Origin of the sequence: Sutcliffiella sp. FSL R7-0096 (genome assembly GCF_038595065.1) — a bacterium.
In the GTDB taxonomy this organism is placed as follows: domain Bacteria; phylum Bacillota; class Bacilli; order Bacillales; family Bacillaceae_I; genus Sutcliffiella_A.
Genome location: NZ_CP152003.1, coordinates 4,116,875 through 4,141,709, shown reverse-complemented (window position 1 = coordinate 4,141,709; position 24,835 = coordinate 4,116,875). Strand labels below are relative to the sequence as shown.

The 24,835-nt window shown below is 41.4% G+C and carries 27 protein-coding genes and 1 riboswitch; of the genes, 23 read left to right on the top strand and 4 right to left on the bottom strand.

What is annotated here, in order from left to right; translation table 11 throughout:
• Positions 1-176 precede the first annotated feature (176 nt).
• Together MKY77_RS21320 and MKY77_RS21315 are read left to right on the top strand one after the other, a co-directional pair.
• Positions 177-1,355 carry an acetyl-CoA C-acetyltransferase gene (locus tag MKY77_RS21320; RefSeq protein ID WP_339147697.1) on the top strand — a complete coding sequence of 393 codons (1,179 nt, stop codon included), beginning with the start codon at positions 177-179 and terminating at the stop codon, positions 1,353-1,355.
• 225 nt (positions 1,356-1,580) lie between these two features.
• Positions 1,581-3,365, top strand: a complete 1,785-nt coding sequence (locus MKY77_RS21315; protein WP_339147696.1) for an acyl-CoA dehydrogenase family protein — start codon at positions 1,581-1,583, stop codon at positions 3,363-3,365.
• A 55-nt stretch (positions 3,366-3,420) separates the two neighbouring features.
• On the opposite strand, the gene MKY77_RS21310 is transcribed toward MKY77_RS21315, so the two are convergent.
• Positions 3,421-4,113 (bottom strand): Crp/Fnr family transcriptional regulator, encoded by a 693-nt coding sequence (locus MKY77_RS21310; RefSeq protein ID WP_339147695.1) that lies wholly within the window; start codon positions 4,111-4,113, stop codon positions 3,421-3,423.
• Between the two features lie 213 nt (positions 4,114-4,326).
• On the opposite strand from MKY77_RS21310, the gene MKY77_RS21305 reads away from it, so the two are divergent.
• The 18 genes from MKY77_RS21305 to sufB all read left to right on the top strand — a co-directional run bounded on the left by MKY77_RS21305 (position 4,327) and on the right by sufB (position 19,435).
• Positions 4,327-4,683 carry an arsenate reductase family protein gene (locus tag MKY77_RS21305; RefSeq protein WP_339147694.1) on the top strand — a complete coding sequence of 119 codons (357 nt, stop codon included), beginning with the start codon at positions 4,327-4,329 and terminating at the stop codon, positions 4,681-4,683.
• A 76-nt stretch (positions 4,684-4,759) separates the two neighbouring features.
• Positions 4,760-5,143: a glycine cleavage system protein GcvH gene (gene gcvH / locus MKY77_RS21300; protein WP_339147693.1), complete on the top strand. Its 384-nt coding sequence runs from the start codon at positions 4,760-4,762 to the stop codon at positions 5,141-5,143.
• A 250-nt stretch (positions 5,144-5,393) separates the two neighbouring features.
• Positions 5,394-5,639 (top strand): YusG family protein, encoded by a 246-nt coding sequence (locus MKY77_RS21295; RefSeq protein ID WP_339147692.1) that lies wholly within the window; start codon positions 5,394-5,396, stop codon positions 5,637-5,639.
• Positions 5,640-5,789: 150 nt separating this feature from the next.
• Positions 5,790-6,137: a toprim domain-containing protein gene (locus tag MKY77_RS21290; RefSeq protein ID WP_339147691.1), complete on the top strand. Its 348-nt coding sequence runs from the start codon at positions 5,790-5,792 to the stop codon at positions 6,135-6,137.
• Between the two features lie 26 nt (positions 6,138-6,163).
• Positions 6,164-6,478: a thioredoxin family protein gene (locus tag MKY77_RS21285; protein WP_339147690.1), complete on the top strand. Its 315-nt coding sequence runs from the start codon at positions 6,164-6,166 to the stop codon at positions 6,476-6,478.
• A 183-nt stretch (positions 6,479-6,661) separates the two neighbouring features.
• Positions 6,662-7,930 (top strand): MFS transporter, encoded by a 1,269-nt coding sequence (locus tag MKY77_RS21280; RefSeq protein ID WP_339147689.1) that lies wholly within the window; start codon positions 6,662-6,664, stop codon positions 7,928-7,930.
• Between the two features lie 121 nt (positions 7,931-8,051).
• Positions 8,052-8,387 (top strand): hypothetical protein, encoded by a 336-nt coding sequence (locus MKY77_RS21275; protein ID WP_339147688.1) that lies wholly within the window; start codon positions 8,052-8,054, stop codon positions 8,385-8,387.
• Between the two features lie 70 nt (positions 8,388-8,457).
• Positions 8,458-9,339 carry a diacylglycerol kinase family protein gene (locus MKY77_RS21270; protein WP_339147687.1) on the top strand — a complete coding sequence of 294 codons (882 nt, stop codon included), beginning with the start codon at positions 8,458-8,460 and terminating at the stop codon, positions 9,337-9,339.
• A gap of 94 nt (positions 9,340-9,433) precedes the next feature.
• Positions 9,434-9,550: riboswitch (SAM riboswitch) on the top strand.
• A gap of 138 nt (positions 9,551-9,688) precedes the next feature.
• On the top strand, positions 9,689-10,720 hold the full coding sequence (locus MKY77_RS21265) for a methionine ABC transporter ATP-binding protein (RefSeq protein ID WP_339147686.1): 1,032 nt from the start codon (positions 9,689-9,691) through the stop codon (positions 10,718-10,720).
• Positions 10,707-11,360: a methionine ABC transporter permease gene (locus MKY77_RS21260; protein WP_339147685.1), complete on the top strand. Its 654-nt coding sequence runs from the start codon at positions 10,707-10,709 to the stop codon at positions 11,358-11,360. Before MKY77_RS21265 ends, MKY77_RS21260 begins: the two co-directional genes overlap by 14 nt.
• A gap of 19 nt (positions 11,361-11,379) precedes the next feature.
• Complete coding sequence (locus tag MKY77_RS21255; protein WP_339147684.1) at positions 11,380-12,237, top strand: MetQ/NlpA family ABC transporter substrate-binding protein; 858 nt, start codon at positions 11,380-11,382, stop codon at positions 12,235-12,237.
• A gap of 126 nt (positions 12,238-12,363) precedes the next feature.
• Positions 12,364-12,735 carry a carboxymuconolactone decarboxylase family protein gene (locus tag MKY77_RS21250; protein ID WP_339147683.1) on the top strand — a complete coding sequence of 124 codons (372 nt, stop codon included), beginning with the start codon at positions 12,364-12,366 and terminating at the stop codon, positions 12,733-12,735.
• A gap of 704 nt (positions 12,736-13,439) precedes the next feature.
• On the top strand, positions 13,440-13,592 hold the full coding sequence (locus MKY77_RS21245; protein ID WP_342515466.1) for a hypothetical protein: 153 nt from the start codon (positions 13,440-13,442) through the stop codon (positions 13,590-13,592).
• 635 nt (positions 13,593-14,227) lie between these two features.
• Positions 14,228-15,010, top strand: coding sequence for a Fe-S cluster assembly ATPase SufC (sufC, locus tag MKY77_RS21240; RefSeq protein WP_088019426.1), 783 nt, complete (start codon positions 14,228-14,230; stop codon positions 15,008-15,010).
• Positions 15,011-15,025: 15 nt separating this feature from the next.
• On the top strand, positions 15,026-16,318 hold the full coding sequence (sufD, locus tag MKY77_RS21235) for a Fe-S cluster assembly protein SufD (protein WP_339147682.1): 1,293 nt from the start codon (positions 15,026-15,028) through the stop codon (positions 16,316-16,318).
• Positions 16,318-17,538, top strand: coding sequence for a cysteine desulfurase (locus MKY77_RS21230; RefSeq protein ID WP_339147681.1), 1,221 nt, complete (start codon positions 16,318-16,320; stop codon positions 17,536-17,538). The genes sufD and MKY77_RS21230 overlap by 1 nt, the downstream gene beginning before the upstream one ends.
• The gene (sufU, locus tag MKY77_RS21225; protein WP_339147680.1) at positions 17,528-17,962 is read left to right on the top strand and encodes a Fe-S cluster assembly sulfur transfer protein SufU; all 435 of its coding nucleotides are present in this window, start codon (positions 17,528-17,530) and stop codon (positions 17,960-17,962) included. The genes MKY77_RS21230 and sufU overlap by 11 nt, the downstream gene beginning before the upstream one ends.
• A 75-nt stretch (positions 17,963-18,037) precedes the next feature.
• Positions 18,038-19,435 (top strand): Fe-S cluster assembly protein SufB, encoded by a 1,398-nt coding sequence (gene sufB, locus MKY77_RS21220; protein WP_342515465.1) that lies wholly within the window; start codon positions 18,038-18,040, stop codon positions 19,433-19,435.
• Between the two features lie 78 nt (positions 19,436-19,513).
• On the opposite strand, the gene MKY77_RS21215 is transcribed toward sufB, so the two are convergent.
• The 3 genes from MKY77_RS21215 to MKY77_RS21205 are packed head-to-tail and all read right to left on the bottom strand — an operon-like array spanning position 19,514 to position 21,074.
• A complete protein-coding gene (locus MKY77_RS21215) occupies positions 19,514-20,365 on the bottom strand; it encodes a DUF817 domain-containing protein (protein WP_339147617.1) in 852 nt (283 codons plus the stop codon).
• Positions 20,358-20,585 (bottom strand): helix-turn-helix transcriptional regulator, encoded by a 228-nt coding sequence (locus MKY77_RS21210; RefSeq protein ID WP_339147616.1) that lies wholly within the window; start codon positions 20,583-20,585, stop codon positions 20,358-20,360. The genes MKY77_RS21215 and MKY77_RS21210 overlap by 8 nt, the downstream gene beginning before the upstream one ends.
• Before the next feature lie 9 nt (positions 20,586-20,594).
• Positions 20,595-21,074: a DUF2975 domain-containing protein gene (locus MKY77_RS21205; RefSeq protein WP_339147615.1), complete on the bottom strand. Its 480-nt coding sequence runs from the start codon at positions 21,072-21,074 to the stop codon at positions 20,595-20,597.
• A 201-nt stretch (positions 21,075-21,275) separates the two neighbouring features.
• On the opposite strand from MKY77_RS21205, the gene MKY77_RS21200 reads away from it, so the two are divergent.
• Genes MKY77_RS21200 through MKY77_RS21190 form a run of 3 tightly spaced genes read left to right on the top strand, consistent with a single transcriptional unit; the run spans position 21,276 to position 24,754 of the window.
• The gene (locus MKY77_RS21200; RefSeq protein ID WP_339147614.1) at positions 21,276-22,610 is read left to right on the top strand and encodes a spore germination protein; all 1,335 of its coding nucleotides are present in this window, start codon (positions 21,276-21,278) and stop codon (positions 22,608-22,610) included.
• The gene (locus tag MKY77_RS21195) at positions 22,603-23,679 is read left to right on the top strand and encodes a GerAB/ArcD/ProY family transporter (RefSeq protein ID WP_339147613.1); all 1,077 of its coding nucleotides are present in this window, start codon (positions 22,603-22,605) and stop codon (positions 23,677-23,679) included. The genes MKY77_RS21200 and MKY77_RS21195 overlap by 8 nt, the downstream gene beginning before the upstream one ends.
• Entirely contained in the window at positions 23,669-24,754 is a 1,086-nt protein-coding gene (locus MKY77_RS21190) for a Ger(x)C family spore germination protein (RefSeq protein WP_339147612.1), read from the top strand. Before MKY77_RS21195 ends, MKY77_RS21190 begins: the two co-directional genes overlap by 11 nt.
• The last annotated feature ends 81 nt before the right edge of the window (positions 24,755-24,835 follow it).

The window sequence follows — 24,835 nt, the reverse complement described above, 5'->3', positions numbered from 1 at the left end:
GAATGTAGCAAAAGGCGTAGACTCCAGCGGGAGAGTAGCGACAATCTTGAGACCCCGCAGGCGAAGCCGAGGAGGCTCAAGGTCGCCCCGCGGAAAGCGAAGCCGTTTGCGGAGTTCAACAGCGGTGAGGAAGCAATTTTACTCTACTAAACTACTAGAAAAGCGAGGGGAGCATTTTGAAAGAAGCGGTTATTGTTGCTGGTGCAAGAACACCAGTCGGAAGATCAAGAAAAGGATCACTAGCTACAGTTCGACCAGATGATCTAGGGGCATTAGTAGTAAAAGAAACATTAAAACGAGCAGGCAATTATGATGGTCCAATCGATGACCTGATTTTTGGATGTGCGATGCCAGAAGCGGAACAAGGGCTGAACATGGCTAGAAATATCGGAGGTTTGGCTGGACTTCCATCAAGTGTACCTGCGATTACCATCAATCGATATTGTTCTTCAGGCTTGCAAACTATTGCGTATGCGGCAGAACGAATCATGCTTGGACACTCTGAATCCATCATCGCTGGTGGAGCAGAATCCATGAGCATGGTCCCAATGGTGGGTCATACAGTTCGACCGAATGCAAGACTAGTGGATTCGGCACCAGAATACTACATGGGAATGGGCCATACGGCAGAACAGGTGGCAACAAAGTACGGTGTTAGCCGTGAAGACCAGGATGCATTCGCTGTTCGCAGTCATGAACGTGCCGCAAGAGCAATTCAAGAAGGTAAATTTGTTGATGAAATCGTACCAGTTGATGTAACGCTTCGTAAGGTTGGAGCTAACAACAAGTTGCAAGAATCCACTTTCACATTCAGCCAAGATGAAGGAGTTAGAGCTGGAACATCAATGGAAGTATTGAGTAAACTTCGTCCGGCATTCAATGTTAAAGGTTCGGTAACAGCCGGAAATTCTTCTCAAACAAGTGACGGAGCAGCATCTGTCCTTGTTATGGAAAGAGAAAGAGCGGAAGCCTTGGGGTTAAAACCTATCGCTAAGTTCAGATCCTTTGCCGTAGGTGGCGTACCACCGGAAGTAATGGGTATCGGCCCGGTAGTTGCAATACCCAAAGCTCTAAAGCTTGCAGGCTTGGAACTTTCTGATATCGGCTTACTTGAATTGAACGAAGCATTTGCTTCCCAAGCAATCCAGGTCATGCGCGAATTGGGTCTTGATGAAGACAAAGTGAACGTGAACGGTGGAGCAATCGCCCTAGGACACCCACTTGGATGCACAGGATCCAAACTGACCCTGACCCTCCTACACGAAATGCAACGCCGCAATGAACAGTTCGGTATCGTCAGCATGTGTATCGGCGGCGGAATGGGTGCCGCAGGCGTATTCGAGCTACTGGCTTAAGAAATTAAATTAAGTTGATAAGAAATCTTTTATGCATAGTGATTTCCCCTGTTGACTGAAGTGCAGGGAGTTCGACTCCGGCGGAAGGTAGCGGTAGACTTGAGACCCCTGAAGCGTTGCGAGGAGGCTCAAGCACCGCCCCGCGGAAAGCGAACACCCGGAACGGAAGTCAACAGGAAGTTACGAGTCAACCAAAACTCTTTTACCAAACGGGAGGAATAAAAAATGTCAAACACATTAGAAAATATAATCAAAGGCGGAAGCTTCCTACTTGACGATATCGCCGCAGAAAAAGTCTTCACACCAGAGGACTTCTCAGACGAGCACAAACTAATTGCCAAAACAACAGAAGAATTCGTCGTAAACGAAGTAGTACCAAACCTAGAAGAAATCGAACACCACAACTTCGATATCTCCGTAAAACTTTTAAAAGAAGCAGGAGAACTTGGCTTATTAGGAGCAGACGTACAAGAAGAGTACGGCGGATTCGGACTTGATAAAATCAGTTCATCCTTGATCACTGAAAAATTCTCAAGAGCTGGAGGATTCTCCTTATCCTACGGAGCACACGTTGGAATCGGATCCCTTCCTATCGTTCTCTTCGGGAATGAAGACCAAAAGCAAAAATACCTTCCAAAACTGTCTTCCGGTGAAATGCTTGCAGCTTACGCATTAACAGAGCCGGGTTCTGGATCGGATGCACTTGGTGCGAAAACGACTGCTAAGCTGAATGACGAAGGAACGCACTATGTATTGAATGGTGAAAAACAATGGATCACCAATGCAGGCTTTGCTGATGTATTCGTTGTCTATGCAAAAGTCGATGGGGAGCACTTTTCTGCATTCATCGTAGAGCGCGACTTTGGTGGCGTATCCACTGGACCGGAAGAAAAGAAAATGGGGATTAAAGGATCTTCCACGCGTACCTTGATCCTAGAAGATGCATTAGTACCAAAAGAAAACCTACTGGGTGAAATCGGCCGCGGCCACGTTATCGCATTTAACATTCTCAACATCGGACGCTACAAATTGGCTGTTGGAACAGTAGGTGGATCTAAACGTGGAATTGAACTTGCAGCAACGTATGCAAACCAACGTCAGCAATTCAAAACTCCAATCGCAAAATTCTCCCTTATCCAAGAGAAGCTTGCAAACATGGCTACAAAAACATATGCAACGGAAAGCTCCGTTTACCGCACAGTCGGTCTTTTTGAAGACAGCATGGGCCGCCTGACGAAAGAAGAAGAGAAAGACCCAAATGCAGTGGCAAAAGCAGTAGCTGAATATGCAATCGAGTGTTCTTTGAATAAGGTATTCGGTTCTGAAACGCTTGACTATGTAGTGGATGAAGCAGTTCAAATACATGGTGGATATGGCTTTATGGCAGAGTACGAAGTAGAAAGAATGTACCGCGATTCCCGTATCAACCGTATCTTTGAGGGAACAAACGAGATCAATCGCTTGTTGGTTCCAGGAACCTATCTGCGTAAAGCATTAAAAGGCGAGCTTCCACTTATCCAAAAAGCGCAAAGCCTACAAGAAGAGTTAATGATGCTTATGCCGGAAGAAGTAGGCGATGGCGTATTGGAGCAAGAGAAATATCTTGTGAAGAACGCGAAGAAAATTGCCATCCTTATGACTGGCCTGGTCGCGCAAAAATACGGAAAAGCCTTGGAAAGAGAGCAAGAATTGCTTGTTAACATCGCGGACATCATCAGCAATGTTTATTCCATGGAATCAGCTGTTCTACGTACAGAAAAAGCGATTGCAAAATCAGGTGAAGACAAAAACAAATTAAAAGTCCTTTACACGCAAGTGTTCTGTCAAGAGGCATTCAACCAGATCGAAGCAGATGCAAGGGAAACATTAGTAGCTGCCGAAAGTGGAGATTCGCTTCGCATGATGATTTCTGCATTACGTAAATTCACTCGCCACACACCAATCAATGTAGTGGCAAAGAAGCGAGAAATTGCCGCTGTCGTATTGGATGCTCAAAAATACACAGTATAATATTGAAAAACCAGGCCTCCGTTTTGGAAGGGCCTGGTTTTTTAAATGAATTTCTCTAATCTATCCGGCACAACTCATCAGGACAATTCTCGCAATGTATTTCTTGCTTCAAAAAATTCAAGTCATGAATGGTGATTTTACCCCTATCAACTGATATCGACCCTTTCTTTTTCAACTCCGAAAGCATCCTGTTCACCACTTCCCGAGAGGTACCACAATAGTTTGCAAGCTCCTGATTGGTTAATGGAAGGTCGATAAAAATACCTTCTTCTTTTAGCACACCATAGCTATTCGACATTCGTATCAATGTGGAATAAAGTGCCCCTTTTCGACCATTAAGAACAAGATCCCGGAACTTCGTCTGCGTTTTCCGGAAGTGTAGGCTCATCCATTTCATAAACTCCAAAGCAAGTTGGCCGTTTTCCGCGAGTTTCCGTTCCAATTCCAACTTTGGGATAACAAGCACTTCCCCTTTATCATCCATCGATCTTGCACTGAGCATATAGATTGCACCTGGACAAAATAATGTCAGTTCCCCGACTAGATCTTCCTTGCTGCAAAGCCGTAAAGTAAGTTCCTGGCCATCAGGTGTCACCTTACTTATTTTAAAGTTTCCATTCAATACCAGATAAATGTCGGAAGCCACCATGCCCTCCTGAAATAAATAAGCTCCCTTTTTGACAGCTAATTTCTTTTCAAAAGAAGTGAACAAAAATTCTTTTAGTTCTTTTGATAACTTTTCCGTCATAGGGCTCATCCTTTCACCGTTCCGTATTCCCCGCTATAGGTTTATTTTAGCGGTTAAACCACTTAAAATCCATTGCATGAATAAATTGTTTGAAGTTATAAAGGAAATCTAAGAAATTCGTCGAATTATTAGAGTTGATAATTAGGCGCAAGCTTTCTGTTATGCTACAATATATGAGTAAAATCATGTATTGTAAGGTGGTGCAAAAAGGTTATGGCAGTAACGTTTTATTGGTATCCTAAATGTGGCACATGCCGCAATGCAAAAAAGTGGTTGGAAGCGAATGGTGTAGCAGTAGAAGAAGTACATATTGTCGAAAATCCACCATCACGTGAAAAGCTGGAGGAGCTTTATAAAAAAAGCGGCCTTGAACTCAAGAAATTCTTTAATACAAGTGGCATGAAATATCGTGAGCTAGGATTAAAGGATAAAGTAAAAACAGCCTCTGAAGATGAGTTGCTTGATATTCTTGCCACAGACGGCATGTTGATTAAGCGTCCCATTACAACAGATGGCAGCAAAGTAACAGTTGGATTTAACGAAAAGCAGTTTGAAGAAACATGGAAATAGGACAGGCTCTCTTTATAAATGGGTACGCCCTTTTAGAAGAGCTTAAAATAAACTAGTTTGATGGAGGGAATTATTGATGAGCACACCTAAAGATTTACGTTATTCCGAAGAGCATGAATGGGTAAAAGTTGAAGGGGAAACAGTTCGAATTGGAATTACACACTTTGCACAATCCGAACTTGGAGATATCGTGTTTGTAGAGCTTCCTGAAGTTGGAGACGAAATTTCTGCAGATGAGCCTTTTGGAAGTGTAGAATCCGTTAAAACGGTATCTGAACTTTACGCTCCAATCAGCGGTAAAGTAGTGGAAGTCAACGAAGACTTAAATGACAGCCCTGAGTACGTTAACGAATCACCATATGAAAAAGCTTGGATGATTGTGGTGGAACCTACAGATGCTGGCGAAGTAGACAAATTAATGACTGCTGAGCAATATGAGGAAATGACAAAAGAAGACTAATTATCCTACTGGGGGGCAACCTAACCTTAGTTAACATTTCATTAGGCTCTGTTGAAGCGATTGTTGATTTTGCAGCAATCAAGCTGTTGATTGGAAAATAGGCGAAGAATCCTGAGGGAGATAGCGTTTAGGGGAGACCCTGCAGTCGCAAGCCGAGGAGGCTCCCCAAACGCCCCTAGGAAAGCGAAGCCTAGTGAGGAAATCAACAGCGGTGTTTAACAGAGCATTTAACTAAAGAAGGTGACCTTAGATGACATTGGATAACAAAAGATTGGATATCACCGATCGAGTTAATGGTAAATTAACGGATCAAGGTTTTGAGCTTTTTGTAGAGCGCGAATCCATCGGGCAAGTAATGTTTACCGAACATGGAAACCAATTCAGTTTAAAAAACGGCTATGAACAAGAAGGAAGCAAGATCTTCCAACAAGTTCAAGTGCCTTCCGAAAAAGATGCGAAATATGTAGATTGCGACTACGAAAATGGATGGTGTTAACCATCGGTGGGGTTGGGACTTTTATTAGTTCCGCCCCTTTTTCATATCAACGCCCTTATTTTTCATTTTAAGTGTACATTACCGCCACTCAGAATAGTTATAGTATAAAGCAACTTATCTTTATACATCTTTTTAGAACAGGTGATGGATATGGATTTTATATATGAGGAAAAGATCATCATTGTCGAGGGGAAATCAGATAAAAAACGCATACAGGAAGTCATCAATGAACCGGTTCATATAATATGCACCAATGGTACCATCAGCGTCACCAAGTTAGATGAATTGATAGAGGATATCATGGATAAAGAAGTTTATATCCTGGTGGATGCTGACAGTTCAGGTGAAAAACTCCGTAAGCTGTTCAAAAGGGAGTTTCCCGAAGCGGAACATCTCTATATTGATAAAATGTATCGAGAAGTGGCCTCTGCGCCACACCACCATATAGCAACGGTGTTGTTAAGTGCCAACATAGATATTCATGCACAGTACTTGTAATAAAGGCTTTACTAGAGGATGAGAAAATGAAAGATTGGACGAAGAATGAACTAGTAAACGAAATTAACCAAGACCAACTGACTGTGGTCTATTTTTACACCCCCATGTGTGGAACGTGTCAGGTTGCCAAGCGCATGATGGATGTGACAAAAGAACTTTTCCCAGAGTTTACATTCGGAATGCTGGATGTGAATTATATACAGGATCTAGCCATGCAATGGGAAATTGAAAGTGTCCCTTGTTTGATGATTTTCAAAAATGGAGAAATAAAAGAAAAAATATATGCTTTCCGTTCTGTGGAGTATTTGTATGGTCTCTTTAAGGAGTATGACGGGAAGTGATTAGAAAACACCTGAAAAGAAGATCAACTCTTCCAACAGATAACCTCAACAGTCTGGAACACCATTCTATGGTGTTTTTTATTTTTATTTCGACACAATCGCCTATTGCCATTTTTCTGAAAAAGAAGTAAATTTGTTTAGGGATGCGAAATATTCACCTAAACAGACGAGGGGTTACATACTTTGAAAAATGTAAATTGGTTTCAATCTTTCAGGCGCTATAACCACAACATTCAGCAATTGTTTATCGTTAACATCCTGACCCAGATCGGGCTTGGGATCTTTATGATTGTTTATAATTTTTATATCAGAGAGCTAGGCTTTGCAGAAACGGTGAACGGAAATGTTATTGCAATGTCATCACTGGCCGCAGCCATTATTCTAATACCAGCGGGAATTTTAAGTGATAAAATTGGACGCAGGAAAATGATGATCTATGGTGTGTTTTTCAGCGGAATCTTTATGTTTTTGAGAAGTATTTTTGAGTTGGAATCGCTACTTCTAATCAGTGCATTTATAGCTGGTATTGCCATGGCTTTTATTCAGGTAACGGCAGTTCCGTGGCTTGCGGAAAGCTCTACAAAAGAGCAGCGGGTAAAACTTTTCAGTTACCATTTTGCGGTCATGATGGGTGCGAATGTAGTCGGGAATCTCCTTGGAGGGACTTTGACAGATCTATTTTTACATCTAGTAGGTCTTAGCCCAGTCTGGAGTATAAGACTGACATTGCTTATCGGAAGCATCATCTTCATGGTCGGAATCTTCCCTTTACTTAAAACGACAGAAGTTCCACGAAAGCAAGAAAACAAGGCTTTTTCGTTTAAAAGCTTCCGATCCTCCATCCCTAAAGGGCAGTGGAAATTGATTTTCGCTTTTTCCTTTGCCTCCATTTTGGTAGGTTTTGGGTCTGGTCTGGTTATTCCTTATCTGAACATGTACTTTGCGGACCGCTTTGGGACATCCAACTCGACTATCGGTATCGTGCTCTCACTCGGTCAGGCTGTAACTGCTGTTGCCATGATCATAGGCCCGGCGGTAGTCCGGAGAGTGGGAGAAATGAGAGCGGTTGTCATTTTGCAGCTACTTTCCTTGCCCTTCATGCTATTAACAGCCTTCACCCAAATATTCTGGTTGGCAGCACTGGGATTCCTTTTCAGGCAGGCGCTCATGAATGCCGCAAACCCGATTATTTCTTCCATGATGATGGAGCGAGTGGATAACTCTCTAAAAGGCTTTGCCAACTCCATTAATCAGATGGTGTTCTCACTCGGATGGGCAAGCATGGGTCCGGTGTCTATGACGATTGTGCTTTTGTATGGGGAATATTGGGGATATTCGATTGTTTTCTCCATCACGGCGGTGCTTTATCTGACAAGTTCTATTTTCTTTTATTTGATGTTTAGAGAAAAATCGACGGCAACCTATCAAAAGACTATGGTAAAGACATCATAGTCTGACATATTTCTTGGGAAATGAAGAACAGTTATCGGAAATACTCGGTAATTGTTCTTTTTAAATTGCAGGGATTCAGTTAACTTATACGGAATCTAATAGGCAAAGGGGGCGGGTTTGTATGGTAAAAGAGAGCTTGGAAATATTTATCGCAAAAGCAAAAGGGAAATTGCATGTGTTGGAAATCTTACCTTACTACAGTCTGCGCTGCTGCTTGGTCGCCTATGGAGAAAAGACAGTCTTTTCGCTATGTAAAAATGTTCTGAAGGTCGAGGAAGAAGCAAACATGGTGGATATAGTGATAGAGGGGTCTACAGAAGAAATCATCAAATTATTGAATGGTACCAAAATGAGGGAGATTAAAGGGTTGTCATTCAAGGGTTCCTTCAGACATTACCTGTTGCTTGATTCCCTTTTTACTTTAGTGAACCGTTCAGAAAGAAAAGAGGTCTCGTAAAGGAATTGTGCACGCCTATAGCGAAATAAGAAGAGGTAGAAAAAGAGAAGATTATAGGCGGTGTAAGATTGTGTATTATTTTATTGTAAATAAGACGGCTGGTAACGGAAAAGGACTGCGTGTTTGGGAAGCTACGGAAAAGTTGTTAAAGGTTAAAAAAGTAGTGTATAAGGTTTCCTTTACTGAATATAAAGGTCATGCCGGTAAATTAATGGAACAGATAGATGACGTGATAACTGCGGTAATAGTGGTTGGGGGAGATGGAACGATCCATGAAGTAGTGAATCGATTGGTTGCAAAAGAGGTGGCTCTCGGGATTGTTCCTGCTGGATCTGGTAATGACCTGGCAAGAAGCCTGGGGGTCCCTTTTGTTGCTAAAGGGGCGTTGGATCGAATTTTAGCTGGAGAAGTTTTTAGCATCGATATCCCTAAGGTAGGGGAGGAGTATTTTATTTCCATTGCAGGTTTAGGCTTTGACGGGCAGGTTGCGGAAGTTACGAATAAGTCGAAATCGAAGCGTTTTTTGAATAAAATAGGACTTGGTGGTTTGTCCTATATAATAAATATCTTTAAAGTTCTGTTTACATATAAATCTTCTAAGGTCTCCATAATAGTGGATGGCAAAATTAGCGAATACGATGATGTCTGGCTCGTGGCAATTGCTAATCTGCCCTACTATGGCGGGGGGATCAAGATATGTCCGGAAGCCAAAGCGGATGATGGGTTATTGGATGTGTGTGTGGTATCCGGAATTGGGAGATGGGAGCTGCTTTTCGTTTTCCCACTAGCCTTTAAGGGGAAGCACGTAAATCATCGGCATGTGACGATGCTTAGGGGATCATCCATTCAAGTGAAACCAGAGGAACCTTTAATCATGCAGTGTGATGGGGAAATAATACGAAGTGGGGGAAGGGATTTCAGAATAAAAAAGAACGGACTGAGAGTTTTATAAAAGTTTTTAATTGACATGTTATTTGCACCCGTGATACGATAACATTCGTTAATTCAAATTGCCCAAATACTTAACTTAAATTATATATGTTAATCTCTTATCGAGAGAGGTGGAGGGACGTGCCCGATGAAACCCGGCAACCGTCAACAAGGAATTGTTGAAATGGTGCCAATTCACACAAAGTAAAGTTATTTGCTTTGATAGATGAGAGAAAGGACTTTTCTCATTTAATCCTTTCTGCTCATTATTGCGGAAGGGATTTTTTATTTTTCAAGTGGGAACCAAAACGTTTGATTAAACCTAATTGGGTAAGCTAAAACAAAGCAAATGTAAGAAGGAAGGTGCATGCATGATTTCACTTCAAGGTGTTAAAAAAGTTTTTAAAACGAAAAATGGACCGGTTACAGCTGTTGATAATATAGATTTATCCATCAACCATGGCGAAATATTTGGTGTGATTGGATACAGTGGAGCAGGGAAAAGTACCCTGATCCGCATGCTAAACGGACTGGAAACTCCTACAGATGGGGTGGTGGATGTAGCAGGAAGAAACCTTGCGAAGGTAAAGGGCAGGGAACTGAGACAAGCACGCCAGGAAATCAGTATGATTTTCCAACATTTCAATCTTTTATGGTCAAGGACGGTAAAGGAAAACATCGCGTTTCCGCTTGAGATTGCTGGAGTCAGTAGGACAGAACGCAATAAGCGAGTAGATGAACTTATCAAACTTGTAGGGTTAGAAGGAAGGGGAGACTCTTATCCATCTCAACTAAGTGGGGGACAAAAGCAAAGAGTCGGGATTGCAAGGGCGCTTGCAAATAACCCAAAAGTACTTTTATGTGATGAAGCGACTTCTGCTTTGGATCCACAAACCACGGATTCCATCTTAGACCTCTTGGTCGATATCAATAAGCGATTATCTCTGACGATCGTACTGATCACACATGAAATGCATGTCATCCGTAAAATCTGTCATCGCGTAGCTGTCATGGAGAATGGGAAAGTCGTGGAACAAGGTGATGTTCTAAATGTATTCCGCAAGCCCGAGCAGCCTATCACGAAACGCTTCGTCAAGCAGGTGACAGAACCGGAAGATACACAAGAGACAGTGGAACATCTTTTGGCAGAATATCCGCAAGGTAAAGTGATACAGTTAACATTTGTAGGTACTTCGGCGGAACAGCCTTTGATAACGAACTTGATTCGCAGGTTTCCGATTGATGTGAACATTCTTCAAGGTAAAATATCACAGACTCAAAACGGAGCATACGGCACTCTTTTTGTACATCTTGATGGAGAAGAAGCCCAAGTACAAGAGGCATTGGCATTTATCCGTGAGCAGCAAGTGGAGTTGGAGGTGATGACACATGGAACGCGTTAATTGGGACAAAATGTGGGATGCTACCTTAGAAACCCTTTATATGAGTAGTATATCTGTTGTTGCCACTTTCATCTTAGGGATCGTCTTAGGACTGTTATTGTTTTTAACATCGAAGGGCAATATTTGGGAAAGTCGTATCATTAATGGAATTGTAGCGGCGTTTGTGAATATCTTCCGTTCCATCCCATTTGTCATTTTAATATTTTTACTTATTCCTTTCACAAGGTTCATCATGGATACCATCATCGGTGCCAACGCTGCCCTGCCTGCTTTGATTATAGGGGCTGCACCATTCTACGCCCGTATGGTTGAAATTGCGCTACGTGAAATTGATAAAGGTGTCATTGAAGCAGCACGTTCCATGGGAGCTAAAACAACAGAAATCATCTGGAAAGTATTGATTCCGGAATCGATGCCAGCATTGGTTTCCGGTATAACCGTAACTGCCATTGCAATCGTAAGTTACACGGCGATGGCGGGAATCATCGGTGCAGGTGGGTTGGGTAACCTGGCATTCTTAGATGGGTTCCAGCGTAACAACTGGGAAGTAACACTTGTATGTACTGTCATCATTTTAATCATTGTGTTTATCATCCAATTTATTGGAGATTTGGTTACAAATAAACTAGACAAACGATAAGAAAGCGGGGATTTTTCAGATGAAAAAGTTATTAAGTTATGCAGTGGTTTCATTATTAGTACTGGTTTTGGCTGCTTGTGGTACAAGCAATGAAGGTGGAGAAAGTGGTACAGGTTCAAACATTGAGGAAGGTAAACTCGTTATTGGGGCTTCCAATGTGCCACATTCAGAGGTTCTGGAAGAAGCAAAGGCTTTGCTTGAAGAAAAAGGAATCGAATTAGAGATTAAGACATTTACAGACTATATTCTTCCAAACCAAACACTTCGTGATGGAGATATTGATGCAAACTATTTTCAACATGAGCCATATTTAAAATCTCAAATTGCAGAAAATAATTACGACTTTGTAAGTGCTGGCGGTGTGCACATTGAACCTATCGGTGTATATTCTCAAAAATATGATAGCCTTGAGGAACTTCCTGAAGGTGCACAAATTTTAATGAGTAATTCAGTTGCAGATCATGGTCGTATTTTGGCGATGCTAGAGGAAAAAGGTTTGATCACTCTAAAAGAGGGTGTAGAAACTACATCCGCTACAATTGATGATATTGAAGACAATCCGAAAGACCTGCAATTCAACACACAATTTGACGCAGCTTTTCTACCTCAAGCATACTTGAATGGTGATGGAGATGCAGTATTGATTAATGGGAACTATGCCTTGGGTGCAGAAATTGATCCAGAAGAAGAAGCAATTGCATTAGAATCTGGTGAAAACAACCCGTACGTAAACCTAATTGTTGTACGTGAGGAAGACAAAGACAACGAGCAAATCAAAGCATTGGTGGAAGTGCTCCAGTCTGATGAAATCAAAGCGTTCATCGAAGAAAAATATAAAGGCTCCGTACTACCAGCAAAAGCTGCTGATGAGGAGTAAACATTTGAGAACCCCGTGCTATATAGGCACGGGGTTTTAATTTAAAATATTTGTCGCTCATGAATACTTACCTCCCACCTAAACAAATACTAACTCTGTGAAAAATAAGGATGGGAGTTGTCTTCAATGGAACAACATGATGAGCCGAAAAACTATGCAGAAGCAGCACTTCATGATTATAAAGCAGGTCTTGGTGTCTTTAGCGAAAAGATGCCTGAGCTTGCACATCATTACAACGAGTTCACGGAAGCTTGTTTTAAAGAGGGCGTACTCGATAAAAAGCAGAAACAATTGATAGCTCTTGGTGTTAGTGTGTATTCCCAAGATGAGTATTGTATTGTGTATCACACAAAAGGTTGTTTGGACCAAGGTGCCACAGAGCAAGAAATCTTGGAAGTATGTGGTGTGACAGCAGCATTTGGTGGTGGCGCGGCAATGAGCCAATCCGTAACCTTGGTGCAGTCTTGTATCAGCGATTTTAATGAATTGAAGCATTGATTTTCGAGAGTCTGACCTTTTGGGGTTGGGCTTTTTCATATTTAGGAAATACAAAGCGGACGGATTTAGTACCAGGGAGATGGGGAACGGATCAGCAAAACGAATTACAACTTGGTGCTTAGGTTTGCTTAATTTTAGTGGATAATTGGCGAAAAACAAAAAAAGGTTGGGCTTTTAAACATGTTTCAAATGGTTCGGCCAAACTTTCCGTTATTTCGGACATTCTTACACTAGTTTTAAGGGGTGTTCGGACAATTGACGAGACCGTTTGGACAAGAATATAAGAGCATTCGGACATTTGAAAATTTGGTTCGGACAAGTAACGGGAAACTTCGGACATTTGGGTAGGGCAGGCTAAATATCAACAATAACCAGCATGATCAGCGTCCACTATCATGTCTCCACATTACATGTAAATACTACCATCCATGAAGTTAATATCAGGACACCCAGAACGCCTTAGCAATCCAGAGAAATACTAAGTCTCCTTTCAACTACCTCCCCTAATCCCTCCACAACCCACAATATCCTCAGTAATCGCCCCATACTTTGTTTGGATAAAATAACCATCCCTGCTATGATTAATAAAGTGTTTATAACAAATACTTTGAGGGTATCAGAAAACTGGTGCAAAAAATAAACACTTATAAATAGGAAGGGAATGGTTTATTATCCATCAGGTACAAGTTAAGTACACAGGTGAAATGGAGAAGGCGATGTTTCAAGCATACGGTTTTGGTTATGAGGAGTACTCAAAGAAGCTCTCAAAACTTCTGGAAGTTGAGCAGAAACGAGAAGAGGATTACCAAAAGAGCTTGGAGATTGTTGAAGAAATAGACCGTAATTACCGTCCATAGAACGTGCAGTGAAAAGCTGGAAGATTGACCATATAAATATAGATGAAAAGGGTTCGTGTCATTCTCTTTAAACTGAGAATGACGCAGACCCTTTTTGTTATTTATAGGCTCTTTTCGTAAAACTTTGTTGCTTTTTCGAATGGATACATCAACCGTTATTTTCCTTACTGTCGTGCTCTTTTTTCTTCTATACATAAGAGACTACTTGCACCTTATAGAGTATGGAAGCAGTAAAAAGTCCAATTGCCGACTTTTTACAAGTAAATAACAACAATCTATGAGAAAAGAGCCTATTTATAAAGTTTTCCCTGGTTAATTGTAGTGCAAGTTATGAGACTCCAGCGGGAGGCAGCGGTAGACTTGAGACCCCCGAGCATTGTGAGGAGGCTCAAGCACTGCCCCGCGGAAAGCGAATAACTGGAACGGAAAATAACCAGGAGTTAAACAAAATAAAAAATCCTGCGAAAATTCGACTTCCATCCCTTATATTCGTTATAATTTGAGGGTATCTTACACAAGGCGGAAAAGGTTGCTATCACTTTCTATTTGTTATAAGATTGTAATGAGAATAAAATGAGAATTAAAACAACAATGTGTTTTCATATAGGAACACAAGAACATTGGAGGTTACAGTTATGGGTTCAACGTTAACAATTAAAGATTTGCATGTATCCATTAATGATAAAGAGATTTTAAAGGGTGTAAATCTTGAAGTAAAAGGCGGAGAGATTCACGCAATCATGGGTCCTAACGGAACAGGAAAGTCAACGCTTTCTTCTGCAATCATGGGACACCCAAAATATGAAGTAACAAGCGGAAGCATCACATTTGATGGGGAAGATGTTCTTGAAATGGAAGTGGATGAGCGCGCACAAGTTGGCTTATTCCTTGCAATGCAATACCCAAGTGAAATCAGTGGTGTTACAAACGCGGACTTCTTGCGTTCTGCTATCAATGCTCGCCGTGAAGAGGGCGATGAGATTTCACTTATGAAATTCATCCGTAAAATGGATAAAAACATGGACTTCTTGGAAATGGATCAAGCAATGGCACAGCGTTATCTAAACGAAGGTTTTTCCGGTGGGGAAAAGAAGCGTAACGAGATCCTTCAATTGATGATGATCGAGCCCAAGATCGCTATCCTTGATGAGATTGACTCTGGTCTTGATATTGATGCATTGAAAGTTGTTTCTAAAGGAATCAACGAAATGCGCGGAGACGACTTCGGTTGCCTTATCATCACTCACTACCAACGTTTATTGAACTACATCACTCCTGACCACGTTCACGTAATGATGCAAGGCCGTATCGTGAAGTCCGGTGGTAAGGAATTAGCGCAACGTCTAGAAGCAGAAGGTTACGATTGGATTAAGCAAGAATTAGGTATCGAAGACGAAACAGTCGGTCAAGAAGCGTAAGCAAGGAGGATTATCATGACGTTAGAGACGAAATTACCGTTTGATCAAGACTACCTCACTAACTACTCCAAAGAGTCAGGGGAGCCTCAGTGGCTGTTAAATCTTCGCTTACAAGCTTATTCCTTGGCAGAAGAGCTGCCATTACCTAAGCCAGATAAGACGAAGATTACAAATTGGAATTTTACAAACTTCCAGAAGCACACTGTAGAAACTTCCATTACTTCTGTGGACCAATTACCTGAAGAGGTAAAGGCGTTAGTAGATGGAGAAAATATATATGTCCAAGTGGATAACACACCAGTTGTATCCACTGTAAAAGAAGAATTAAAAGCACAAGGCGTCATCTTCACAGATATCATCACTGCTGCAAAAGAGTACAGTGACCTTGTGAAAAAATACTTCATGCAAGACGGTGTAAAAGTAGATGAGCATAAGCTATCCGCTTTACACGCTGCATTACTTAACGGCGGAGCATTCCTTTATGTTCCGAAGAACGTTGTCATTGAAGAACCGATCCAAGCGATCTACCTTCAAGACAAAGCAGAAGCTTTGTTCAACCACGTATTGATTGTGGCAGAAGACAATAGTGCGGTCACTTACGTAGAGAACTATCTGTCCAGCAATGATGGCGAAGGATCCATCTTCAACATCGTGACAGAGGTTATCGCTAATGGCAACTCTAAAGTACAATACGGTGCTGTAGACAACCTTGGAAAAGGTGTAACAACTTATGTTAACCGCCGCGGAGTAGTTGGACGTGACGCGACACTTGAGTGGGCACTTGGCCTTATGAATGATGGCGACACGATTTCTGAAAATGTAACAAACCTTATGGGCGATGGCTCTGTTGGAGATACAAAAACAGTAGTAGTCGGACGTGGAGAGCAAAAGCAAAACTTTACAACGAAGGTTGTACATTTTGGTAAAAACTCTGACGGTCAAATCCTTAAGCACGGTGTAATGAAAGACAGCGCAAGCTCTGTATTCAATGGTATTGGTAAAATTGAGCACGGTGCGTCCAAGTCTAATGCCGAGCAGGAATCTCGCGTGTTAATGCTTAGTGAAAAAGCTCGTGGGGACGCTAACCCGATTCTTCTAATCGATGAAGATGATGTAACGGCAGGTCACGCAGCATCAGCGGGACGCATTGATCCACTTCAGCTTTACTACCTGATGAGCCGCGGAATTTCCAAGAAAGAAGCAGAGCGTTTAGTAATCCACGGATTCTTGGCACCTGTAGTAAATCAATTGCCAATTGAAAAGGTTAAGAACCAATTGATTGATGTAATTGAAAGGAAAGTGAAGTAATGAATATCCAGGAGATACGTCAGCAGTTTCCGATTTTGCATCAAGAGGTCAATGGAAATCCGCTTGTGTATCTGGATAGTGCTGCTACATCTCAAAAGCCGCTAGCGGTAATTGAGGCGTTGGAGAAGTACTATAAAGGGTATAACTCCAATGTACACCGTGGAGTTCATACTTTGGGTACGAGAGCGACAGACGGTTACGAAGGCGCACGTGATAAGGTGAAGAACTTTATCAATGCAGCCCACAGAGAAGAGATAGTCTTCACCCGTGGAACAACGACCGCTCTGAACCTTGTAGCTGGCAGCTATGCACGTGCCAACCTAAAGGAAGGCGACGAAATAGTTATCACCTACATGGAGCATCATAGTAATATCATTCCATGGCAACAAGCGGCAAAAGCCACTGGTGCTATCTTAAAATATATCCCTCTGACAGATGACGGCAGCCTGTCCTTGGCAGATGTGGAAAATACCATCACGGAAAACACGAAAATTGTTTCCATCATGCAGGTATCTAACGTATTAGGTACCATCAATCCGATTAAGGAGATCGCTGAAATTGCCCATAAAAATGGTGCAATCATGGTGGTCGACGGTGCCCAGAGTACACCGCATATGAAAGTGGATGTACAGGATTTAGACTGTGACTTTTTCGCACTGTCAGGTCATAAAATGGGTGCGCCAACGGGAATCGGTGCCCTTTACGGGAAAAAACATTTGCTTGGGAACATGGAACCAATTGAGTTCGGTGGGGAAATGATCGACTTTGTCGGACTGCAGGAATCCACTTGGAAGGAGCTGCCGTGGAAGTTTGAAGGTGGTACCCCAATCATTGCGGGTGCGATTGGACTTGGAGCAGCAATTGACTTCCTCGAGAAGGTGGGAATGGACAATATCCTTGCCCATGAACATAAGCTTGCAGAGTATGCGATGAACCGCATGTCCGAGATTGAAGGAATCACGATTTTCGGACCGCAAAAAAGAGCGGGACTTGTTACATTCAATATAGAAGACGTACATCCACATGATGTAGCTACAGTGCTGGATGCTGAGGGAATTGCTGTTCGTGCAGGACATCACTGTGCACAGCCATTGATGAAGTATCTAAACGTTTCTTCCACTGCACGTGCTAGTTTTTACCTGTACAATACAGAGGAAGAAATTGATAAGCTAGTAGCATCATTAGTGAAAACAAAGGAGTACTTTAGTAATGTCTTTTAATAATTTAGATACTCTCTATCGTCAAGTGATTATGGATCATTATAAAAATCCGCGTAACAAAGGGGCAATTGAGTCTGACAGCATCACTGTCGACATGAATAACCCTACGTGCGGTGACCGCATCCATTTGACACTTCAAGTAGAAGATGGAAAAGTGGCGGATGCAAAGTTCGATGGCGAAGGATGTTCCATTTCCATGGCATCTGCATCCATGATGACCCAAGCGGTAAAAGGGTTAGAAGTGGAAAAAGCACTAGAGCTATCGCAAATCTTTTATGATATGATGTTAGGCAAAGAATATGACGACGAAACGATGGACTTAGGGGATATTGAAGCACTTCAAGGTGTGGCAAAATTCCCGGCACGTATCAAATGTGCCACTCTTGCATGGAAAGCCATGGAAAAGGGAGTCAAATCGGAATAAGCAAGGCAAGATAGGGAGTGGTAGTGTGGCAATTTGTGCCGCACTGTTGCTCACCTCTTGAATGGAGGGAATAAAATGGCGAAAAAAATGCCTGAAATCGGCGATTACAAGTATGGTTTTAAGGACAAAGACGTTTCCATTTTCCGTTCCGGCCGTGGTCTTACGAAAGAGATCGTAGAAGAAATCTCTCGTATGAAGGAAGAGCCTCAATGGATGCTGGATTTCCGTCTTAAATCATTAGAACATTTCTATAACTTGCCAATGCCACAATGGGGCGGCGATTTGAACAGCTTGAACTTTGATGAAATTACGTATTACGTAAAGCCATCCGAGAAGTCTGAGCGTTCTTGGGATGAAGTACCTGAAGAGATCAAGCAGACGTTTGACAAATTAGGTATCCCTGAAGCAGAACAAAAGTATCTTGCAGGTGTATCTGCTCAATATGAATCTGAGGTTGTATACCACAACATGCAAGAAGACTTAGAAGATCTTGGTGTAGTGTTTAAAGACACAGACACAGCGTTAAAAGAAAACGAAGACATCTTCCGTGAGCACTGGGCGAAAGTAATCCCGCCAACAGATAACAAGTTCTCTGCACTTAACTCTGCAGTATGGTCTGGTGGATCTTTCATCTACGTTCCTAAAGGTGTAAAAGTGGAAACTCCACTACAAGCATACTTCCGAATCAACTCTGAGAACATGGGGCAATTCGAACGTACGCTTATCATCGTTGACGAAGGCGCACACGTACACTATGTAGAAGGCTGTACAGCACCTGTTTATACAACGAACTCCCTGCACAGTGCGGTAGTAGAAATCATCATCAAGAAGGATGCTTACTGCCGTTACACGACGATTCAAAACTGGGCGAACAACGTATACAACCTAGTAACGAAGCGTGCAGTGTGTGAAGAAAATGCGACAATGGAATGGATTGATGGTAACATCGGTTCCAAGCTGACGATGAAATACCCAGCGGTCATCCTTAAAGGAGAAGGCGCTCGCGGTATGACTCTTTCCATCGCATTGGCTGGTAAAGGGCAACACCAGGATGCAGGTGCGAAAATGATTCACCTTGCACCAAATACGTCTTCCACCATCGTTTCTAAATCCATTTCCAAGCAAGGTGGTAAAGTAACATACCGTGGAATCGTACATTTTGGTAAAAAAGCTTCCGGCGCACGCTCCAACATTGAGTGTGACACACTAATCATGGATAACCAATCCACTTCTGATACAATCCCTTACAACGAGGTGTTCAACGACAACGTTTCTCTTGAACACGAAGCGAAGGTATCCAAAGTATCCGAAGAGCAACTGTTCTATCTAATGAGCCGCGGTCTTTCCGAAGAAGAAGCAACAGAAATGATCGTAATGGGCTTCATCGAGCCATTCACAAAAGAACTACCAATGGAATACGCAGTAGAAATGAACCGTCTAATCAAGTTCGAAATGGAAGGTTCTATTGGGTAATAACGATACAAAAAACCTTGGCATGCATTTGCCAAGGTTTTTTAACTATAAAAGGACCAGGCGGGTCTTGCCCAGTTGTTATTTATGGATAGCTATCTTGCCATTTATCTTACTTGAGTCTCTCCCTTTTACCCGCTTCAAAGTCGCCACAATTAGAAAGCTTACAATCACCAACAAAAGCCAAGAGCTGACCTTTCCTAGGTGCACAAGGCTCCATGCCTCTGTTTGATTCGGATATTCCCAGGCACCGAAAAATGTTGCAATATTTTCCGCGACCCAAATGAAAAAACCGATGAGCACAAAGGAAAGGGCGATAGGCATACGGTAACTCTTCACACCAACTTCATAACGTACCCAAGACTTCCAAAACAGGATAATGACTGCTGCAGATAGCCACCATCGAATATCCACCCAATAATGATGGGTGAAAAAATTAAGATAAATGGCAGCTGCGAGTGATACCACCGCCCAAAAAGGAGGCCAGTCAACAAGCTCCACATTCAACCTTCTCCACGCCTGACAAAGATAACTTGCCACGCTTGCATACATAAATCCGCTATATAATGGCACTCCAAAAATCTTGGAGTAGCCTTCCTCTGGATAAGACCACGATCCCATGTGCACCTTGAAGATCTCAAGTGCCAGCCCGATAAGGTGGAACAAGGTGATGACTTTTAATTCATCGCGGGTTTCCAGTCCAGCTCGTAACATCCACCACTGCATCAGTATACAGATAATCAGGAGCCAATCATAACGGGGCAAGAAAGGGAGAGGAATCACTTGAGTTATGGCCAAAGACGCAAATATGACGACAGGAAACACACAGGATAATGCTTGTTGCCAACCAAATCGAACAAGTTGCTTGAATGCGCTAACCATGGACCATACCCTTATTTTTTTCCCTGAGCCAAGCTCCATGCTCCTAGCCATTTTGGATTTCCTCATCATCACTTCGATATTCTAAGATATCTCCAGGCTGACAATCCAACGCCTTACAGATAGCCTCCAAAGTAGAAAAACGTATAGCCTTAGCCTTTCCATTTTTTAAGATAGAGAGGTTAGCCATTGTAATCCCTACCCTCTCGGATAGTTCTGTCACACTCATTTTCCGTTTTGCCAACATTACATCCACATTTATAATAATCGCCATGTTCTCACCTCAGACTGTTAAATCATTTTCTGATTTTATATCAATGGCATTCTTCAGGAGCTTTTGAAGAACGGCTGCAAATACCGCAATCACCGCAGAAGCAAAAATGATGACCAGACCGAGTACGATGATACCCGGAGCGTCGTCTACCTCACCGATGATGTAAAAGAGTGGAAGAAATAGAACATATATCGAGCTAATAATGACTGCGCAATATTTAATTGTTTTTAACGCTTTTACAGATAGCTCGGAAAATGCATTGTTCTTGTCAATATAGCTTAACAATTTTAAGGCCTGATACAATGCCATGAAAAAGGCAATGGCGGTGGCAGACACACCGATTAGAAATGGGTATTGCATAAACGCCAATTTTGGAAAAAATTCCGCACCTTCCTTTGGTACCCAAGGTAAAAAGAAGATACATAAAGCAAGTACAGGAGCTCCGATAAGGAACACTGCAATTTTCAAAAAAAGTGTTTCGCGTATCATTAATGACACCTCACAAATATAATATTATTTATTGAATTTACCACATTATTTATTGTAAAACAATAAAAATTTTATGTAATAAGAACTGTGATGGAACATTTATCCCAACCAATAAATGAGGAGTCTACATATAAAATTCCTTCAAGGAAACACTAATTGGAAATAGTGGGAGTACCTAAAAAAGGTGAAAGGAGGCATGATATGAGCTCTCTATTAGACTCCTTAAAGGATAAATTAAGTGATAGTGATGATTTCTTTGTAATAGAAGAGGAATTCCATCAGACCAAGTTTGAGGTTATTGGTGTACGGAGTCTAGTTGATATAGCCAAATCATTGGAACTGATTGAAAAACATGTGACGACAGCGACCCTCATGCATAAAGAAGTACTGGACTACTTAATCAGTAATGGAAAGAAAATGAGCAAAGAACAGGAAATCATCACTGCGGTTTTAGAAGGTGAATTGATACTAGTTTTCAATGATTGTGAAGAATTCGTGGTAAGTGTAGAACCAATAAGAGTGTCATTGAGCAGACCGGTGGAGCAACCTACGAATGGCAGTGTTTTGCAAGGTCCATTAAACTCTTTCAATGAAGAAAGGTTAGTGAATATTGGGATACTCAGAAAAAGTATGGTATCCGATCAGCTCCGTGTGAAAGATTTTATGATAGGCAAAAGACTGAAGAAAAATATATCGATCAGCTACGATGCCAAAAGTGTAGATAAAAAGCTTTTACAAAAAACAATAGAACTGTTAGAGAACGGGTCAGAGCTAGAATTGCAATCGATACAGGATGTGATGAAAGTACTGAAACTTTCTCCTTGGAGTGCGGTGGGTAGAATTCATGCAACAGAAATACCCCAACAAGCCGCTAGTTGTTTGATGAAAGGGAAAGTGGTTGTTTTTATAGATGGTTTTCCGTTTGCTTATATACTGCCGAGTACTTTTTGGGATATTTTTATTTTAGAAAATGATAAAAACTTTCCTATGCCGATTACTGTTTCCATTCGGGTATTAAGATTAATCGGAGTGATGATTGCGTTAATAGCTCCTGGATTATATGTTGCTCTGGTTGCTGTCAACCCGGAGGTCTTACGGATTGAATTGGCCTTATCAATTGCACAAAGCCGAAATGGTGTCCCATATCCTGCTTTGGTGGAAATCATCCTGATGTTGGTGATTTTGGAGTTAATCGTAGAAGCAAGTGTCCGCCTGCCTAAAAGTATCGGGCCGACCATCACCATGGTAGGGGGGATTATCCTTGGGCAAGCAGCAGTTGATGCTCAATTGGTCAGCAATCTACTCATCATAGTGTTGGCAGCAACAACCATTGCCAACGCGACCGTCATCGGCTACCAGAATTTGATCACCATTCGGATGTTGAAGTATACCATTTTGATTTTAGCATCTTTATTTGGTGTTTTAGGTATCATGGCGGGAGTGTTTTTGATTTGTGGATATTTTGCCAGTATAACAACACTTGGCGTGCCGTATTTAAATATGGATTTTTCTAAGGGTGATATAAATAGTGGATAAAAGCTGGCAGGTAGTTTTCATATATTTGTTGACTCATCTTGGGCTGATATTTTTTCTTTATCCTGCGAATATCATTGGCAGTACGGATGAGGCCCATTGGATTCCCATTTTAACAGGAGTATTGTTTCATATTTTTGTTGTGTATATGTACTTGAAGGGTTTATCGTTGTTTCCGGGAAAGGACATAATAGAAATTTATACCAAAGCAGGCATGATTGTAAAAATATCCTTCCTTCTCCCGATATTTGCATATTTTATCATGGCAATCATCATTTCCATACGTGCTTATTCAGAAATCATCACCATTGTGTTTTTATCTAACACTCCGCTCTGGGCCATTATGCTTTTACTATTGGTCATCACCTGTTACATGGCTATAAAGGGGATAGAAACCATATTTAGGACTGGAGTAATAATCGCTTTCCTTTTTTTACCTCTTATTATCTTTGTCATGATTTTTTCGTTTCAAAATGTGGATTGGAACTATATTTATCCTGCTTGGAATTCCGATTTATCCTTCTTAACAAAACAAGATTTTTTAAATAGTTTTTTTGCTATAGGCGGAGGGTATTTGTTCCTTGGATTTGTACAACCATATTTTACTTTCAAAAAGAAGAAAGTATTTCTAGGAATTGCTTTAGTTGTGCCTTGTTTCTTCCTGTCGGTTTATGTCCCTATACTGACTTATGGTCAGGCTACTGCATCCACTTTTTTCTTTCCTTTTGTCATGACATTGGATGCAATCAACATAACTTGGTTGATATTTGATCGAGTCACGATTTTTTTCCTATTGAGTTTGATAACGTTCATCATGTTGTTTCTTTCTTTAGTAATGTGGAAAGCGGTAAGAATCACCAATGCTTTTTTTCCTGTTGTAAAAGCGTCTTACCTTGTTATCTTTTTTACTAGTTCCATTTTTTTGATTTGCCTGTTCATTCCTAACTGGAGTGATGTTCAAAGGCTCTTCACCTGGAATACCTTTTTAAGGTTTTATGTTCTTATAACAGTGCCATTATCATTGCTGTGCATCGGGAAGCTGTCAAAGGGAGGGAAAGAACATGATGCTTAAGAAGTTGTTTTTTTGTATATTAATTGCTTCCCTTTTTAGTCTAACAGGCTGCTGGGATAATAAGGATATCAACCATAGGATGATGCCTGTGGTTTTGGGGATAAGCAAGGAACAAGAAGAATACAAACTGTTCTTACAGATACCAAAAGCAGCCAGGGGGCAGATACAAACAATTATCGTGAGAGAGACCGGGACCACGATTAACCAAATTATTGATAAAATGAGTGCGAATTTGGAGAGCAGTGTCGATCTTCTACATGCAAAGGTCATCATTGTTGACAGGAGTTTGGCTGAGGAAGGAATGAAAGATTTTATTTCAGGCTTCATGAGGTCACGGGATGTTCCTTCTAAGGCTCTAATGGTCATTAGCCAAAATGATATAGAAGATATATTCACTGCTTTGGAGAACCAGGAGCATTCAGAAGAAACGGTGCTATTGGATTTCTTTGAAAAAAACGCAGGGTGGAATCCGCAAATTCCCCTTACAAGGGTTTGGCAAGTGTATCAGAGTATTCATTCCTATACAAAAGATGTCTCCGTCGCAATGATAAACAAGGGAGAAAATTCTATATGTGAATTTGTCGGAGGCGCCGTCATTAAGAATGGTAAAATGGTAGAGATGATAGACCCGAATGAAACCTTGCTCTACAATGCATTCAATGATGAAAGCAATCAAGGGAAAATTGAAGTGTTGGATGAAGGGAGTGTCATGATTTTAGGAAATAGAATGAATCATGATGGAAAACTAGTAGATGGAAAACCGCACTTTCATTCAAAACTGCGGTTGAATGTGATGGTGTTAGAAACAAGAGGAGAAGCTTCTAGTGAAGAGATAAAGCAGGCGTTAACAACCTTGTTGCTCGAAAGATATAATAGGATGTTCTCTAAAATCCAATCAAGTGAAGCTGATATCTTTGGAATTGGTCAACACTTCCGAAAGGAGATATCGAGAGAAGAATTAAAGGAATGGCGTTCGAAGTATTATCCCGAACTAGTATTTACACAAGAAATCATAATAAATATACAGAATGAAGGAAATTTAAAGATGCCGGCGGGGAAGGAATCCCAAGCATAATTAATATAGAGTGGATTTCCTTAATTAATGCCTGCAACGCATCAATCGTTGTAGGCATTTGTTTTTTACTTCATTTCTTTA

Coding starts and splice junctions, on each gene's coding strand:
- MKY77_RS21315 (WP_339147696.1), top strand. CDS start 1,581: ATGTCAAACACATTAGAAAATATAATCAAAGGCGGAAGCTTCCTACTT.
- MKY77_RS21310 (WP_339147695.1), bottom strand. CDS start 4,113: ATGACGGAAAAGTTATCAAAAGAACTAAAAGAATTTTTGTTCACTTCT.
- MKY77_RS21305 (WP_339147694.1), top strand. CDS start 4,327: ATGGCAGTAACGTTTTATTGGTATCCTAAATGTGGCACATGCCGCAAT.
- gcvH (WP_339147693.1), top strand. CDS start 4,760: ATGAGCACACCTAAAGATTTACGTTATTCCGAAGAGCATGAATGGGTA.
- MKY77_RS21295 (WP_339147692.1), top strand. CDS start 5,394: ATGACATTGGATAACAAAAGATTGGATATCACCGATCGAGTTAATGGT.
- MKY77_RS21290 (WP_339147691.1), top strand. CDS start 5,790: ATGGATTTTATATATGAGGAAAAGATCATCATTGTCGAGGGGAAATCA.
- MKY77_RS21285 (WP_339147690.1), top strand. CDS start 6,164: ATGAAAGATTGGACGAAGAATGAACTAGTAAACGAAATTAACCAAGAC.
- MKY77_RS21275 (WP_339147688.1), top strand. CDS start 8,052: ATGGTAAAAGAGAGCTTGGAAATATTTATCGCAAAAGCAAAAGGGAAA.
- MKY77_RS21265 (WP_339147686.1), top strand. CDS start 9,689: ATGATTTCACTTCAAGGTGTTAAAAAAGTTTTTAAAACGAAAAATGGA.
- MKY77_RS21260 (WP_339147685.1), top strand. CDS start 10,707: ATGGAACGCGTTAATTGGGACAAAATGTGGGATGCTACCTTAGAAACC.
- MKY77_RS21255 (WP_339147684.1), top strand. CDS start 11,380: ATGAAAAAGTTATTAAGTTATGCAGTGGTTTCATTATTAGTACTGGTT.
- MKY77_RS21250 (WP_339147683.1), top strand. CDS start 12,364: ATGGAACAACATGATGAGCCGAAAAACTATGCAGAAGCAGCACTTCAT.
- MKY77_RS21245 (WP_342515466.1), top strand. CDS start 13,440: ATGGAGAAGGCGATGTTTCAAGCATACGGTTTTGGTTATGAGGAGTAC.
- sufC (WP_088019426.1), top strand. CDS start 14,228: ATGGGTTCAACGTTAACAATTAAAGATTTGCATGTATCCATTAATGAT.
- sufD (WP_339147682.1), top strand. CDS start 15,026: ATGACGTTAGAGACGAAATTACCGTTTGATCAAGACTACCTCACTAAC.
- MKY77_RS21230 (WP_339147681.1), top strand. CDS start 16,318: ATGAATATCCAGGAGATACGTCAGCAGTTTCCGATTTTGCATCAAGAG.
- sufU (WP_339147680.1), top strand. CDS start 17,528: ATGTCTTTTAATAATTTAGATACTCTCTATCGTCAAGTGATTATGGAT.
- sufB (WP_342515465.1), top strand. CDS start 18,038: ATGGCGAAAAAAATGCCTGAAATCGGCGATTACAAGTATGGTTTTAAG.
- MKY77_RS21215 (WP_339147617.1), bottom strand. CDS start 20,365: ATGGCTAGGAGCATGGAGCTTGGCTCAGGGAAAAAAATAAGGGTATGG.
- MKY77_RS21210 (WP_339147616.1), bottom strand. CDS start 20,585: ATGGCGATTATTATAAATGTGGATGTAATGTTGGCAAAACGGAAAATG.
- MKY77_RS21205 (WP_339147615.1), bottom strand. CDS start 21,074: ATGATACGCGAAACACTTTTTTTGAAAATTGCAGTGTTCCTTATCGGA.
- MKY77_RS21200 (WP_339147614.1), top strand. CDS start 21,276: ATGAGCTCTCTATTAGACTCCTTAAAGGATAAATTAAGTGATAGTGAT.
- MKY77_RS21190 (WP_339147612.1), top strand. CDS start 23,669: ATGATGCTTAAGAAGTTGTTTTTTTGTATATTAATTGCTTCCCTTTTT.